The 12,657-nt window shown below is 64.8% G+C and carries 18 protein-coding genes; 16 read left to right on the top strand and 2 right to left on the bottom strand.

Annotation, left to right across the window (positions count from 1 at the left end):
- Nucleotides 1-2: 2 nt before the first annotated feature.
- The 12 genes from gspD to ACI2KG_RS06025 all read left to right on the top strand — a co-directional run bounded on the left by gspD (nt 3) and on the right by ACI2KG_RS06025 (nt 9,290).
- The gene (gene gspD, locus ACI2KG_RS06080; protein WP_404661215.1) at nt 3-1,766 is read left to right on the top strand and encodes a type II secretion system secretin GspD; all 1,764 of its coding nucleotides are present in this window, start codon (nt 3-5) and stop codon (nt 1,764-1,766) included.
- A complete protein-coding gene (locus ACI2KG_RS06075) occupies nt 1,766-3,214 on the top strand; it encodes a GspE/PulE family protein (protein ID WP_404661214.1) in 1,449 nt (482 codons plus the stop codon). Before gspD ends, ACI2KG_RS06075 begins: the two co-directional genes overlap by 1 nt.
- 3 nt (nt 3,215-3,217) lie before the next feature.
- A complete protein-coding gene (gene gspF / locus ACI2KG_RS06070; protein WP_404661213.1) occupies nt 3,218-4,420 on the top strand; it encodes a type II secretion system inner membrane protein GspF in 1,203 nt (400 codons plus the stop codon).
- A gap of 17 nt (nt 4,421-4,437) precedes the next feature.
- Complete coding sequence (gspG, locus tag ACI2KG_RS06065; protein WP_404661212.1) at nt 4,438-4,872, top strand: type II secretion system major pseudopilin GspG; 435 nt, start codon at nt 4,438-4,440, stop codon at nt 4,870-4,872.
- Nucleotides 4,873-4,875: 3 nt separating this feature from the next.
- On the top strand, nt 4,876-5,307 hold the full coding sequence (gene gspH / locus ACI2KG_RS06060) for a type II secretion system minor pseudopilin GspH (protein ID WP_404661211.1): 432 nt from the start codon (nt 4,876-4,878) through the stop codon (nt 5,305-5,307).
- Nucleotides 5,304-5,672 (top strand): type II secretion system protein GspI, encoded by a 369-nt coding sequence (locus tag ACI2KG_RS06055; RefSeq protein ID WP_400735090.1) that lies wholly within the window; start codon nt 5,304-5,306, stop codon nt 5,670-5,672. Before gspH ends, ACI2KG_RS06055 begins: the two co-directional genes overlap by 4 nt.
- 179 nt (nt 5,673-5,851) lie before the next feature.
- Entirely contained in the window at nt 5,852-6,442 is a 591-nt protein-coding gene (locus ACI2KG_RS06050) for a prepilin-type N-terminal cleavage/methylation domain-containing protein (RefSeq protein ID WP_404661210.1), read from the top strand.
- Nucleotides 6,439-7,515, top strand: coding sequence for a GspL/Epsl periplasmic domain-containing protein (locus tag ACI2KG_RS06045; protein ID WP_404661209.1), 1,077 nt, complete (start codon nt 6,439-6,441; stop codon nt 7,513-7,515). The genes ACI2KG_RS06050 and ACI2KG_RS06045 overlap by 4 nt, the downstream gene beginning before the upstream one ends.
- Nucleotides 7,512-7,898, top strand: a complete 387-nt coding sequence (gene gspM, locus ACI2KG_RS06040; RefSeq protein WP_404661208.1) for a type II secretion system protein GspM — start codon at nt 7,512-7,514, stop codon at nt 7,896-7,898. Before ACI2KG_RS06045 ends, gspM begins: the two co-directional genes overlap by 4 nt.
- Nucleotides 7,895-8,560, top strand: a complete 666-nt coding sequence (locus tag ACI2KG_RS06035) for a hypothetical protein (RefSeq protein ID WP_404661207.1) — start codon at nt 7,895-7,897, stop codon at nt 8,558-8,560. The genes gspM and ACI2KG_RS06035 overlap by 4 nt, the downstream gene beginning before the upstream one ends.
- Before the next feature lie 216 nt (nt 8,561-8,776).
- Nucleotides 8,777-8,968, top strand: coding sequence for a hypothetical protein (locus ACI2KG_RS06030; protein WP_346644839.1), 192 nt, complete (start codon nt 8,777-8,779; stop codon nt 8,966-8,968).
- A gap of 121 nt (nt 8,969-9,089) precedes the next feature.
- Nucleotides 9,090-9,290 (top strand): hypothetical protein, encoded by a 201-nt coding sequence (locus tag ACI2KG_RS06025; protein ID WP_400615550.1) that lies wholly within the window; start codon nt 9,090-9,092, stop codon nt 9,288-9,290.
- A gap of 55 nt (nt 9,291-9,345) precedes the next feature.
- Here ACI2KG_RS06025 and ACI2KG_RS06020 read toward each other — a convergent pair whose 3' ends face one another.
- On the bottom strand, nt 9,346-9,900 hold the full coding sequence (locus tag ACI2KG_RS06020; protein ID WP_404661206.1) for a murein L,D-transpeptidase family protein: 555 nt from the start codon (nt 9,898-9,900) through the stop codon (nt 9,346-9,348).
- Nucleotides 9,901-9,922: 22 nt separating this feature from the next.
- Nucleotides 9,923-10,474 (bottom strand): NUDIX hydrolase, encoded by a 552-nt coding sequence (locus ACI2KG_RS06015; protein WP_404661205.1) that lies wholly within the window; start codon nt 10,472-10,474, stop codon nt 9,923-9,925.
- 123 nt (nt 10,475-10,597) lie between these two features.
- Between ACI2KG_RS06015 and ACI2KG_RS06010 the strand changes: the two genes are divergently transcribed.
- The 4 genes from ACI2KG_RS06010 (at nt 10,598) to ACI2KG_RS05995 (ending at nt 12,597) form a co-directional block, all read left to right on the top strand.
- A complete protein-coding gene (locus ACI2KG_RS06010; protein WP_201207893.1) occupies nt 10,598-11,197 on the top strand; it encodes a CoA pyrophosphatase in 600 nt (199 codons plus the stop codon).
- Between the two features lie 44 nt (nt 11,198-11,241).
- Nucleotides 11,242-11,766 (top strand): gamma carbonic anhydrase family protein, encoded by a 525-nt coding sequence (locus ACI2KG_RS06005; RefSeq protein WP_259536938.1) that lies wholly within the window; start codon nt 11,242-11,244, stop codon nt 11,764-11,766.
- Nucleotides 11,759-11,953, top strand: a complete 195-nt coding sequence (locus tag ACI2KG_RS06000) for a DUF1289 domain-containing protein (protein ID WP_024086383.1) — start codon at nt 11,759-11,761, stop codon at nt 11,951-11,953. The genes ACI2KG_RS06005 and ACI2KG_RS06000 overlap by 8 nt, the downstream gene beginning before the upstream one ends.
- A gap of 176 nt (nt 11,954-12,129) precedes the next feature.
- Nucleotides 12,130-12,597: a VUT family protein gene (locus tag ACI2KG_RS05995; RefSeq protein ID WP_010952556.1), complete on the top strand. Its 468-nt coding sequence runs from the start codon at nt 12,130-12,132 to the stop codon at nt 12,595-12,597.
- Nucleotides 12,598-12,657: the final 60 nt, after the last annotated feature.

The following is a 12,657-nucleotide window of genomic DNA, read 5'->3' as shown; positions in this document are numbered from 1 at the left end:
CGATGCCTGTTAGATACTGCGTAGCGGTCGCGTTGAGCCTGGCCTTGTCCATGGCCAGCGCTGAAGAACCGGTGTTCGATGAAAACGGCACGCCGATGTACGAGGTGAACTTTGTCGACACCGAACTGGGCGAGTTCATCGACAGCGTGTCGCGCATCACCGGCACGACCTTCATCGTCGACCCGCGGGTCAAGGGCAAGGTCACCGTGCGCACCGTCGACCTGCACGACGCTGACGCCATCTACGACATCTTCCTGGCCCAGTTGCGCGCCCAGGGCTATGCCACCGTCGACCTGCCCAACGGCAGCGTAAAGATCGTTCCCGACCAGGCCGCTCGCCTGGAGCCGGTGCCGGTGGAGACGGCCGGCCAGCAGGGCGAGGGCAGCGACAGCGTGGCTACCCGCGTATTCAATGTGCGCAATGCTGCCAGCGAGCAGGTGCTGGGCATACTCAAGCCGTTGATCGACCCGCGTGTCGGCGTGATCACGCCCTATCCGGCCGCGCACCAGCTGGTTGTCACCGACTGGCGCAGCAACCTTGAGCGTATCGCCAGCCTGCTTCGGCAGTTGGAGCGCCCCAGTGAAGCTGCTGGCAGCAGTACCCAGGTCATCTACCTGCGCCACGCCAACGCAGGCGAAGTGGTGAAGGTGCTGCGCGGCCTCAGCCAGGAGGGCGCGGTGCCCAGCGAAGGCGCGACCAACGGCGGTGCTGAAGGGCAGGGCAAGGACCAGCCACTGCCGGTTGCCAATGACTCGGGCATTCGCCTGGAGTACGAAGAAGGCACCAATGCCGTGGTCATGGTCGGCCCCGAGCGCGAGCTGGCGGCCTACCGCGCCATTGTCGAGCAACTGGATATCCGCCGGGCCCAGGTGGTGGTCGAGGCCATCATCGCCGAGGTGTCCGACAGCAGCGCCCAGGAGCTGGGCGTGCAGTGGCTGTTCGCCGATGAAAAGTTTGGCGCCGGCATCGTCAATTTCGGCAGCAACGGGGTGAACATCGCCAACATCGCCGGGGCGGCAGCCAGTGGCGACAACGAAGCGCTGGGCGACCTGCTCTCTAGCACCGCCGGTGCCACTGCGGGCATTGGCCACTTCGGCGGCGGTTTCAACTTCGCCATGCTGGTCAACGCGCTCAAGGGCAAAAGCGGCTTCAACCTTCTGTCCACGCCCACCTTGCTGACCCTGGACAACGCCGAAGCGTCGATCCTGGTGGGCCAGGAAGTGCCGTTCGTCACCGGCTCGGTGACGCAGAACAACGCCAACCCGTACCAGACCATCGAGCGCAAGGAAGTCGGGGTGAAGCTGCGCATCAAGCCGCAGATCAACATCGACAACAGCGTGCGCCTGGACATCGTCCAGGAAGTGTCGTCGATTGCCGAATCCAGCGCTGCCAGCGACGTGATCACCAACAAGCGTGAAATAAAGACCAAGGTCATGGTCGAGGACAACGGCCTGGTGATCCTCGGCGGCCTGATCAGCGACGAGCTGAGCACCAGCGACCAGCGTGTGCCATTGCTCGGCGATATCCCTTACTTGGGCCGGTTGTTCCGCTCCGATGCCAGCAAGAACACCAAGCAGAACCTGATGGTGTTCATCCGCCCGCGCATCCTGCGCGATGGGCCAAGCCTGGCCGGGCTCAGCGAGGACAAGTACCGCACCCTGCAGCAGACCACGCCGCTGCAATTGCCGGACCTTGCCGAGGGTAGCTCGCAGTTGCTCAAGGTTTTCCCCGCCAGCCGCGCACGCCTGGAAGGCGGTGACTGGTGATGCTGGCTTATCGTCAGGCCCGCCAGAGCGGGGTGGCCATGGCCCCGGCGGAGCAGGGTTGGCAGCTGTGGCTGCGGGCCGACGCCGACGGTGCCCAGTTGCAGGAACTGCTGCGTGTGCATGGTCAGCCGAGCACGCTGGAGTACCTGGAACCTGCGCTGTTCGACGAGCGCCTTGGCCAGCTGTACCAGGCCGGCGATGCCGCCACCGAAGCACTGATCGAAGGCATCGGCGACCAGGTCGACCTCGACAGCCTGATGAGCGAAATGCCGCGCATCGAGGACCTGCTGGAAAGTGATGACGAAGCGCCGGTGATCCGCCTGATCAACGGCCTGTTCGGCCAGGCCCTGCGCCTGCGCGCCTCGGACATTCATATCGAAACCTTTGAGCAGAGCCTGGTGGTGCGCCTGCGCGTCGATGGCCACCTGCGTGAAGTGCTACGCCCGCCGCGGGCGCTGTCGGCCATGCTGGTGTCGCGGATCAAGGTCATGGCGCGCCTGGACATCGCTGAAAAACGCCAACCGCAGGACGGTCGCATTACCTTGCGTGCGGCAGGCCGCGAGGTGGATGTGCGGGTGTCGACCTTGCCCGGCATCCACGGCGAGCGGGTGGTGATGCGTGTGCTCGACAAGCAGGCCAGCCTGCTGGCCCTGGACAACCTGGGCATGCCGGCAGCGGTGCTGCAGGGGCTGCGCAGTTGCCTGGCACGGCCCAACGGTATCGTCCTGTCCACCGGCCCGACCGGCTCGGGCAAGACCACTACCCTGTACGCCAGCCTCAACAGCCTCAACGATGGCAGCCGCAACATCCTCACCGTCGAGGACCCGGTGGAATACGCCATCGCCGGCATTGGCCAGACCGCGATCAACCCGCGCGCCGGGCTGACCTTCGCCAGCGGCCTGCGCGCGATCCTGCGCCAGGACCCGGACGTGATCATGCTCGGCGAAATCCGCGACCAGGAAACCGCGCAGATCGCCGTGCAGGCCAGCCTCACCGGCCACCTGGTGCTGTCTACCCTGCACACCAACAGCGCCGTGGGCGCAGTGACCCGCCTGCGCGACATGGGCATCGAGCCGTTCCTGATCGCTTCCTGCCTGCGCGGGGTATTGGCCCAGCGCCTGGTTCGCCGCTTGTGCAGCTGCGCGGTGGCGCATCCATTGCAACCCGCCGAGCGTGACTTGTGGCCTGAGTTGGCGGCGTTGGGCAACAGCTACCACGCGGTGGGTTGCGAGCACTGCCAGGGCAGCGGTTACGTCGGGCGCCTGGGCCTTTATGAGTTCATCGAGCTGGACGCCGGGCTGATCGGCCTGCTGTATGACGGCGCCAGCGAGCTGGCGATGCAGGACTACCTGGCGGGGCGCCGGCAGAGCCTGGTGGCGATGGCCAGCGATTGCCTGGCGCGCGGCGAGACCAGCCTGGCCGAAGTGCTGCGCGTGGTGCAGGGCTAACGTATGCCGACCTATCGCTACCAGGCCGTGGACCTCGCCGGCAAACCGCACAAGGCCAGCCTGCAGGCTGACAGCGAACGCCATGCCCGCCAGCTGTTGCGCGAGCAGGGCCTGTTTGCCCGCCAGTTGCAGCGTCATGAAGCCGGCACCCGCCAGCCCCGGCGCCAGCGCCTGAGCCGCGCCCAGCTGTGCGAGCTGACCCGCCAGTTGGCCACCCTGACCGGGGCTGGTATTCCCTTGGTCGATGCCCTGGCCACCCTTGAACGGCAACTGCGACAGCCCGCCTTGCACAGTGTGCTGGTGGCCCTGCGCGGCTCGCTGGCCGAAGGGCTGGGCCTGGCCCGCAGCCTGGCGCGTCAGGGGGCACCGTTCACCGGCCTGTACTGCGCGCTGGTCGAGGCCGGCGAACGTTCCGGGCGCCTGGCCCAGGTTCTGACGCGGCTGGCCGATCACCTGGAGCAGGTGCAACGCCAGCAGCACAAGGCCCGTACTGCACTGATCTACCCCGCCGTGCTGATGGGCGTGTCGCTGGCCGTGGTGGTCGGGCTGATGACCTTCGTCGTGCCCAAGCTCACCGAACAGTTCGCCCACGCCGGGCAGAGCCTGCCGCTGATCACGTCGTTGCTGATCGGCCTCAGCCAGGGGCTGGTGCACGCCGGGCCCTGGCTGTTGGGGCTGGCGCTGGTGCTCGGTGCGGTCGGCGGCTGGTTGCTGCGCAAGCCGCACTGGTGCCTGCGCCGTGACCAGTTGCTGTTGCGCCTGCCGCGCATCGGCAGCTTGCTGCAGGTGCTGGAAAGCGCACGCCTGGCGCGCAGCCTGGCAATTCTCAGCGGCAGTGGCGTGGCCCTGCTCGAAGCCTTGCAGGTGGCCACCGAAACCGTCGGCAACCGGCGCATCCGCCTGGCCATGGAACAGGTGCGCCAGCAGGTGCAGGGCGGCACCAGCCTGCACCGCGCGCTTGACGCCAGCCAGCAATTCCCGCCGCTGCTGGTGAACATGGTCGGCAGCGGCGAGGCCAGCGGCACTCTGGCCGACATGCTCGAGCGCGTGGCCGACGACCAGGAGCGCGGCTTCGCCCGTCAGGTCGATACCGCCATGGCGCTGTTCGAACCCCTGATGATCCTGGTGATGGGCGCCGTGGTGCTGTTCATCGTACTGGCGGTGTTGCTGCCGATCATGCAACTCAACCAGGGCCTGCAATTGTGACAACAAGGAGCTTTGCCATGCAGCAACGACGCAACCGCCAGCGCGGTTTCACCCTTATGGAAATCATGGTGGTGATCTTCATCATCGGCCTGCTGATCGCCGTGGTCGCGCCCAGTGTGCTGGGCAACCAGGACAAGGCCATGAAGCAGAAGGTAATGGCCGACCTGGCCACCCTGGAACAGGCGCTGGACATGTACCGGCTGGACAACCTGCGCTTTCCCAGCAGTGAACAGGGCCTGGCCGCGCTGGTGAAAAAACCGGCACAGGAACCGCTGCCACGTGCCTGGCGCAGTGACGGCTACGTGCGCCGCCTGCCGGAAGACCCGTGGGGCACCCCGTATCAGTACCGCATGCCCGGCGAGCATGGGCGGGTCGATGTCTACTCGCTGGGTGCCGACGGCCTGCCCGGCGGCGAAGGCCAGGATGCCGACCTGGGTAATTGGGAACTGTAACGGATGCGTCGCCAGCGCGGTTTCAGCCTGATCGAGCTACTGGTGGTGCTGGCCATTGCCGGGCTGATGACCGGGCTGGCGGTGGCCGGGCTCGGCAGCGGCCAGGCCAGTGTCGACCAGGCCCTGCAGCGGCTGGCGGCCGAGACCCGTGGCCAGGCTGCGCTGGCCCGGCATGCCGGGCAATTGCGCGGGTTGCGCTGGAATGGCCAGCGCCCGGAGTTTGTCCGGCGTGAGGGCAATGGCTGGGTGGTCGAAGCGGTCGCGCTCGGCGCCTGGCCCAAGGGCCTGCACCCGGAGTGGGCCGCCAGCCCGCAACCGCGCCTGCTGTTCACCCCGCATGGCTGGGCGCAACCGGGCAGCGTACGCTGGCGTTGGGCCGATGGCAGCCAACAATGGGCCTGGCGCCGCGATGGCCGTTTGCAGGTGGGGCCATGAGGCGGCATCAGCGCGGCTTCACCTTGCTGGAAGTCACCGTGGCACTGGCAATTGCTGCAGTGTTGGCCGTGATCACCAGCCAGGTTTTGCGCCAACGCCTGGCCGTGCAGGACAACTTGCAACAGCACCGCCTTGGCCTGCTGTGCGCACGCGAACTGCAAACCCGCTTTGCCGTTGAGCAGTACTGGCCTGCGGAAAACCAGGTGGGCGGCGAATTGAGCCAGGGTGGCCAGCGGTGCCACTGGCAACTGCAACTGCGCCGCACCGGCGTACGCGACCTGCGCCGTGGTGAATTGCAACTGTTCGCGGACCGCGACCAGCGTTTGCCACTGGGCCAGTACACCGTGTTTCTGGAGCGCCCATGACCTTCAGCGCCCGTGAGTGTTACGCATACCCTGCTGGTGACAACTATCCATCATTCTGCTCAATCTCTGTGGGAGCGGGTTCACCCGCGAACACCGGCAAAGCCGGTGCCATCCACCGTGGTGTCTTCTTCGCGGGTAAACCCGCTCCCACAGGCACCCGTCAGCCTGGCGCTCAAGCCATGAAACACCGTCAGGCCGGCCTCACCCTGATCGAACTGATGGTCGCCCTGGCCCTGACCGCCATCCTCGGCATCATGCTCGCCGCGCTGGTCAACGGCTGGCTCAAGGTGCGCGAACGCCTGCAAGTCACCACCCAGCAAACCTCGGTTCTGGACTTTTGCCTGGCCCTGGAGCGCCGCTTCGACAGCCCGGTACTACGCCGCGTTTACGACCAGCGCCTGCCGTTGGCCAGCCGCTGGCTGGACTGGCAACCCGCCAGTAACCAGTTGCTGTGGGTTGCCAGCACTGGCTTGCCAGAAGCCGAAGGCGGCTCGCGCCTGCAACGCCAGCGCCTGCGCTTCGAAGCCCGCGAGCAACGCCTGCTGCTGGAAAGCTCGCCCGACCTGTACGCCGCCGCCGCCCCACGTTGGGTCCAGCGCGAACAACTCGAGCGGGTCAGCGCCCTGAATGTCCTGTATTACCAGGGCGGCCGCTGGCTGGCCTGGCCTTCCGATCAACCGGCGCACCCCGGCCGTGGTGTGCGCCTGGAACTGCAGCGTGATGGAGCACCTTATGTCTGCACCTTCGCCCTCCCGTGGGGGCGTTCATGAAGTTTGAATGGCGGCGGGGCACACCGGCCCAAACGTGGCTGTTGCTGCGGCCGGGCCCGGTGTGGCACTGGGCGCTGGTTGAAGGCGGCACCCTGCAGCAACAAGGGCAGGGCCAGCCACCGGCCAACCTGCAGGCCCGTGTAGCGCTGGTATTGCCTGCCGAAGCCTGCAGCCATTTTCGTGTGCCGGCCCCGCCCGGGCTCAAGCGCGAGGAGTGGCCGTTGCTGCTCGAAGACCGCTTGTTGCAGACCCCCGACGAAGTGGCTTGCGCCTGCCTGGCCCGTGAACCCGGTTACCTTCGCCTGTTGGTGGTGGCCCGCCAGCAGTTGGACGCGTGGCGTGAGCAATGTGCTGTCTGGGGTTTGCAGGTGGAACGTTGCTGGGCAGAGTTGCAGTTACTGCCAGCGCCGCAGGCAGGCCGCTGCTGGAACTGGCAACGCACTGCCGGGCTGTCCTTGTGCAAGGGGGTGACCGAGGACGGCCAGGAACACTGGCTGGCGTGGCCGGATGCGCTGGGTAGCGTGCCGCAGCATCCCTGGGCGAAACTGCAGGCGCTGGCGTTGAGCGGGGACTGGCCAAGCACATGGGCACCACTCGACTCAATGCCAAGCCTGTTCGAACGCGCCCACAAAATGCGCTCGATCCTGGTATTGCCCCGTCAGCATCAGCGTCTGTTTGCCGCCTGCCTGCTACTGGCTGCCGTCTGGGGTGCCCTGTGGTTGACCCAGCAATCGCGTCAGGCGCAGCTCTGGCGCAGCCAGGTCGTTGCCGTGATCGGCGAGCAAGCCAGCCCCCGGCATGCTGCACTGGCGCTCAAGCGCCTGCGGGAAAGCGAATTGCAACAGCAACTGCGCACGCGCCAGCTGCAGGACCTGCAAACCCGCTTGCAGGCCTGGCTGCGTGACAACCCAGGCTGGCAGCTGCAGGCGGTGCGCTTTGATGGCCAGCGTTGGCACCTGCGCCTGGAGGGCGAGGGCAATGCGCCGCCCTGGCAGGACATGGCGGCTGCCGCTGGCGCCACGGTGCAGGTTCAAGCTGACCAAGTGATCTTCGAGCTGGGAGCCGCCACATGAACCGCGATTGGCTACAGCGCCACCGTCTGGCATTCGCTTGGGCACTGATTGCCCTGTTGTTGGCCTTCCTGGCCCTGCGCGCCGGCATTGCGCAATGGCGCGAACTTGGTCAGTGGCACGGGCTGGCCGAACAGGCTGCCAGCCTCCAAGGCGGCCCGGGGCTGAACCTGGAGCGGTTACGCCAGTCGGCCCAGGCACGGCAGATCGAGTTGGCAGAGGTCGATGTACAGGGCAAGGCCTGGCAGCTGCGTGGGCAGGTGGCTGATGAGCGCGTGTTGCAGGGCTGGCTGCAAAGCCTGCGTGCAGAAGGCGCACAGCCAATGCAGTGGGGGCTGGAGCGGGAGGGCAAGGGCCTGCGCTTTGATTTGGTGGTGCAGCCATGAACCGCAAGGGAATGGCGTGGGTTGGGCTGGTATTCGTACTCACGCTGTTGGTTGAGCTTCCGGCCAATTGGGTAGCGCGGGCGTTTGGCCTGCCGATGCAGGAAGTCAGTGGCAGCTTCTGGCATGGCCAGGCACGACAGTTAGGCCCGGTCGGCCCTTTGCGCTGGGCGGTGCAGCCTTGGCGCTTGCAGGCGAACGCACAGCTGGGCTTTCAGGGCCAGGCCTGGCAATTGCGTGCCGAGGGCTGGCCCTGGCCCTGGCGCTGGCGACTGGAGGCCGTTGCGGCAGGCGCTCAAGCGACAGCGCAGACGGATTACCGCCTGGCGGGGCAGTGGCAGGGGGCTTTGCGGTTACAGGGGGCAGGGCGCCAATGCAGCGGCAGTGAAGGCCGCATTACGGTAACCGACCTTGCCCTGAGCGAACCGTGGTCACTGGCCCTGGGGCAGGGGTGGCTGGAAATGGACTGCCGCAGCGGCTGGCGGCTGCGCGGGCAGTTGGCACAGCAGGGGCAGCATCATTTGGCCGTGGATGCCGACTTGCTCGCGCGCCGGGCGCAGGTGGTGTTCCAGTTGCAGCCTGAGGCAGAGCTGACGCCATTGCTGCGCGGGGCACAGTGGCTTGGGCCGCAGGCGTTGGCAGGGCAGCGGGACTTGCGCTGGTAGACCCGTTCTATCACCAACAAGCTTGCGGTCAAAGGTACTGCATTTGCCTATTGGGAAGCTGCAATGTTGCTGAGGTCAGCCGTTTCCTACAGAACCTTCTGTTTTTGGTCCCGGGTGAATGAATTCACTCCAAATGGGTGTACTTTCATCGACCCGACCAGGTGGCTCGCCGGTGCAAAGCAAGCCGGTATTGCCTGCGACACGACAGGACAATTCATGAAAAGAGATGAGCGTGAATACATTGAGCTAGAGAGGCTATCAGTGGAAATACGCAAATTTATGGCGGAGACCCGCAAACTGAAAACCGAAGAGGAAAAAATGCGGCGTGAGTCGATGCTCTATCCATTCGCGGTTAGCGCAGGACTGGTCACTGCACTCGTCGCATTGTTTACTTTTCTGAGTCGCTGACCATGCTGGCGTCCACCCGTGCTCTGTCTCGGTAGACTTGAATTCTTGCTATGGACCGCTCAGAGTTTCCCCTGTTGGGGTGTTGTTTATGTGCCCTGTTTTTTGCAATCGAGGATGATCCATGTCGACACGGCGTCCAGCTTCTCCCTTCGACCCCGCTACCGAGTTGGCGCAATTGCATGCTGATGTAGCAGCCTTCCATGCAGAAATGCGCCAGTCAGTGCGTGCCCACCCATTCAAGGTCTGGCTGCCCTTTACCCTGGGCGCCGGGTTGGCGCTGATGGTATTTGCTTTGGTTACCCTGTTGCCACGCGTGGGCTGATCATCTGGTAACTCCATTCAGGTTGCCGGGTCTGCCATAGCTTTTCACTTCAGCCTCAAGGCCGAATCTCGATCAACGTCCCGTCTCGCACCAAATCCCATACCTCCTGCATGTCGCGGTTACGCATGGCAATACAACCGTCCGTCCAGTCCAGCGTATGGAAGTACCACTCCGGGTATTCATCGTTGAGCGGTGTACCGTGGATCATGATCATGCTGCCGGCACTCACCCCTTCACGCGTGGCGCGGGCCGCGTCGCTGATGTTCGGGTAGTTGATGTGCATGGCCAGGTTGAAGCGGTCGCTCTGCTTGCGCCAGTCCAGCCAGTACAGGCCTTCGGGGGTTTTCTTGTCGCCCTCGCGCTCCTTGGCGCCCTTGGGCTGCTTGCCCAGCGAGATGCGGTAGGTTTTCAGCGGCTCGCCGCGGCTGATCAATTGCAGACGGCGCTCGGACTTGATCACCAGCACCTTGTCGATCAACGGTTGCATGGCCTGTTGCGACTGCGTAGGCGCTTGCGCGGGCGACAGAGGCTTGCGGACGATGGTCTCGGTGAAGGCCGCCTGGGACACCGAGGTAACGCAAAGGCAGAAAAGGGCAAGCAACCAGCGCATGTAACGGTATCCCTGAAGGCGTTTAGGTGTTGGGCGAAACGTTCATCGGCGGCAGGTATTCATGGCCTAAGGGGTAGTGCTGCCCGATGCGGTCGCGATAGTAGCATTCTAGTGTGCGCGTGACGGTGCGGAAAGCCAGCTCGCCCCACGGTATCTCATGTTCCTCGAACAATCGCACCTCCAGGCTTTCGACACCCACATCAAAGGCAAGGTCCGCCAGTTCGGCGCGGAAGAACACGTGTACCTGGTTGATGTGCGGCAAATCGAACAATTGATACAGGCTGGTCGGCCCGACCCGGGCGCAGGCTTCCTCGACGGTTTCGCGACGGGCGGCCTGGTCGAGGGTTTCGCCGTTCTCCATGAACCCGGCGGGCAGGGTCCAGAAACCGCGGCGCGGTTCGATGGCGCGGCGGCACAGCAGCACCTGGCTACCCCAGGTGGGCAGTATGCCGGCGACAATGTTGGGGTTCTGGTAGTGGATGGTCTGGCAAGCATCGCAGACATACCGCAGGCGGCTGTCGCCTTCGGGGATCCGCTGGGTGACCGGCTGGCCGCACGCGCTGCAGAATTTCATGATGGGTTCCTTTTGTTCAGGGCTATCTTGGCGTGGCTGCAGGGCCGCCGCAAGCGCAGGGGCTTGGGTGCTTCGCGGCTTTGGTGCATCATGCAAGGCAGGCCTTGGATACGAGCGTGCGCAATGCTGGACGAGCTACTTCGCCGAATGAGCAACCACCACCCCGCATCACTGGAAACCGACCGACGGTTCCCCGAAGCGGCGGTTCTCCTGCCCATTACTCGCAGCGAAGCGCCCGAACTGGTCTTGACCTTGCGCGCCAAAGGCTTGTCGACCCACGGCGGCGAAGTGGCCTTTCCCGGTGGCCGCCGCGACCCGGAAGACCCGGACCTGGTGTTTACTGCGCTGCGTGAAGCCGAAGAAGAAATCGGCCTGCCGCCTGGCCTGGTCGAAGTGATCGGCCCGCTCAGCCCGCTGATTTCGCTGCATGGCCTTAAAGTGACGCCATTCGTCGGGGTTATCCCCGACTTCGTCGAATACCGCGCCAACGATGCCGAGATCGCGGCAGTATTCACCGTGCCCCTGGAATTCTTCCGCCAGGACCCGCGTGACCATACCCACCGTATCGATTACCAGGGGCGCAGCTGGTATGTGCCCAGCTATCGCTATGGCGAATACAAGATCTGGGGCTTGTCGGCGATCATGATCGTCGAGTTGGTCAACTTGCTGTTCGATGCCGGCATCAGCCTGCACCAGCCCCCGGAGCGTTACATCGAAAACTGAGCGGGGCCGACCCCGCCGTCTGCGTCATAGCCTGAGGAGCAAGCATGAAATACCGCCTGGGCGACCTGCGGGTCGAAAGCCACCCCACCAGTTGGGCCGCACCCAACGCCACGCTGATCGGCAACGTGCGCCTGCAGGCCAATGCCAGCGTATGGTTTGGTGCGGTGCTGCGCGGCGACAACGAGCTGATCGACATCGGCGAAGGCAGCAACGTGCAGGATGGCACGGTGATGCACACCGACATGGGCTCGCCGCTGACCTTGGGCAAAGGTGTGACGGTTGGCCACAACGCCATGCTGCATGGCTGTACGGTGGGCGACTACAGCCTGGTCGGTATCAATGCGGTGATCCTCAACGGCGCGCGCATCGGCAAGCACTGCATCATCGGCGCCAATGCACTGATTGCCGAGGGCAAGGAAATCCCCGACGGTTCGCTGGTGATGGGCTCGCCGGGCAAGGTGGTGCGCGAACTGACCGAGCAGCAGAAGCGTATGCTTGAAGCCAGCGCCGCACATTACGTGCACAATGCCCAGCGTTATGCGCAGGCGTTGGTGGTTGACGATGAGTGATGTTGTGGAACGGCCGGTGGCCTCGCCGTGCGTGAGTATTTGCGCGCTGGACGAGCAGGACATTTGCACCGGTTGTCAACGTACCGTGGCCGAGATTGGCCGCTGGGGACGGATGGACAATGACGAGCGCCGGGCGGTGCTCAAGCTTTGCCATGAAAGGGCAGTAGAAGCAGGCTTGATTCTGTAGGAGCGGCCTTGTGTCGCGATGGGCTGCGCAGCAGCCCCCTGCAATCTTCGGTGTGCCTCGGAAGCCTTGGGGCTGCTGCGCAGCCCATCGCGACACAAGGCCGCTCCTACAGGGACGGCGTTGCCTGTCGAGGGCGCCAGCGGTAATCTGTACGGCTTGCCCACCGACTACCCGCCATGTTCTATCTCATTGCCTACATAAGCAGCGTAGTGCTGATCAACTACGCCTTCTCCAGTGCCCCGCACCTGGACATCATCTGGTCCGCCTGGGGCGGCCTGGTGTTCATCCTGCGTGACATGGTGCAAACCCGCTTCGGCCACGGCGCCCTGGTCGCCATGCTGGTGGCGCTGGTGCTGTCCTATGTCACCTCGGAGCCGGCCATTGCCCTGGCCAGTGCCACCGCGTTCTTCATTTCCGAGCTGATCGACTGGCTGGTGTTCAGCATCACCCGTCGGCCGCTGCGCGATCGCCTGTGGCTGAGTTCGGCGCTGAGCATCCCGGTGGATACCTTCATCTTCTTCGGCATGATTGGCGCCCTGACCCCAGCGGTGATCGGCACCGCCATGGCCTCGAAATTCGCTGGCGTCACCGCCGTGTGGCTGGCCATGGCATTTCGCGCCCGGCGGGCTGCCGTTGCCGGTTGATGGTGTAGAATAGCGGTCCTTTTTCAGCGGGTGGCGCCAAGCCTGGCGCGGCCCCGGATG

It is taken from the genome of Pseudomonas sp. NPDC089407, from assembly GCF_044900445.1.
Lineage (GTDB): Bacteria > Pseudomonadota > Gammaproteobacteria > Pseudomonadales > Pseudomonadaceae > Aquipseudomonas.
The sequence above is the reverse complement of the archived record's forward strand: the minus strand, read 5'-3'. Positions and strand labels throughout refer to the sequence as shown.

What these genes read in the sequence shown, in the direction of transcription:
- ACI2KG_RS06055 (WP_400735090.1), top strand. Translation starts at nt 5,304, where the DNA reads ATGAGGCGGCATCAGCGCGGCTTCACCTTGCTGGAAGTCACCGTGGCA.
- ACI2KG_RS06050 (WP_404661210.1), top strand. Translation starts at nt 5,852, where the DNA reads ATGAAACACCGTCAGGCCGGCCTCACCCTGATCGAACTGATGGTCGCC.
- ACI2KG_RS06010 (WP_201207893.1), top strand. Translation starts at nt 10,598, where the DNA reads ATGCTGGACGAGCTACTTCGCCGAATGAGCAACCACCACCCCGCATCA.
- ACI2KG_RS06045 (WP_404661209.1), top strand. Translation starts at nt 6,439, where the DNA reads ATGAAGTTTGAATGGCGGCGGGGCACACCGGCCCAAACGTGGCTGTTG.
- gspM (WP_404661208.1), top strand. Translation starts at nt 7,512, where the DNA reads ATGAACCGCGATTGGCTACAGCGCCACCGTCTGGCATTCGCTTGGGCA.
- ACI2KG_RS06005 (WP_259536938.1), top strand. Translation starts at nt 11,242, where the DNA reads ATGAAATACCGCCTGGGCGACCTGCGGGTCGAAAGCCACCCCACCAGT.
- gspF (WP_404661213.1), top strand. Translation starts at nt 3,218, where the DNA reads ATGCCGACCTATCGCTACCAGGCCGTGGACCTCGCCGGCAAACCGCAC.
- ACI2KG_RS06075 (WP_404661214.1), top strand. Translation starts at nt 1,766, where the DNA reads ATGCTGGCTTATCGTCAGGCCCGCCAGAGCGGGGTGGCCATGGCCCCG.
- ACI2KG_RS06015 (WP_404661205.1), bottom strand. Translation starts at nt 10,474, where the DNA reads ATGAAATTCTGCAGCGCGTGCGGCCAGCCGGTCACCCAGCGGATCCCC.
- ACI2KG_RS06025 (WP_400615550.1), top strand. Translation starts at nt 9,090, where the DNA reads ATGTCGACACGGCGTCCAGCTTCTCCCTTCGACCCCGCTACCGAGTTG.
- gspD (WP_404661215.1), top strand. Translation starts at nt 3, where the DNA reads ATGCCTGTTAGATACTGCGTAGCGGTCGCGTTGAGCCTGGCCTTGTCC.
- ACI2KG_RS06000 (WP_024086383.1), top strand. Translation starts at nt 11,759, where the DNA reads ATGAGTGATGTTGTGGAACGGCCGGTGGCCTCGCCGTGCGTGAGTATT.
- ACI2KG_RS06030 (WP_346644839.1), top strand. Translation starts at nt 8,777, where the DNA reads ATGAAAAGAGATGAGCGTGAATACATTGAGCTAGAGAGGCTATCAGTG.
- gspG (WP_404661212.1), top strand. Translation starts at nt 4,438, where the DNA reads ATGCAGCAACGACGCAACCGCCAGCGCGGTTTCACCCTTATGGAAATC.
- gspH (WP_404661211.1), top strand. Translation starts at nt 4,876, where the DNA reads ATGCGTCGCCAGCGCGGTTTCAGCCTGATCGAGCTACTGGTGGTGCTG.
- ACI2KG_RS05995 (WP_010952556.1), top strand. Translation starts at nt 12,130, where the DNA reads ATGTTCTATCTCATTGCCTACATAAGCAGCGTAGTGCTGATCAACTAC.
- ACI2KG_RS06035 (WP_404661207.1), top strand. Translation starts at nt 7,895, where the DNA reads ATGAACCGCAAGGGAATGGCGTGGGTTGGGCTGGTATTCGTACTCACG.
- ACI2KG_RS06020 (WP_404661206.1), bottom strand. Translation starts at nt 9,900, where the DNA reads ATGCGCTGGTTGCTTGCCCTTTTCTGCCTTTGCGTTACCTCGGTGTCC.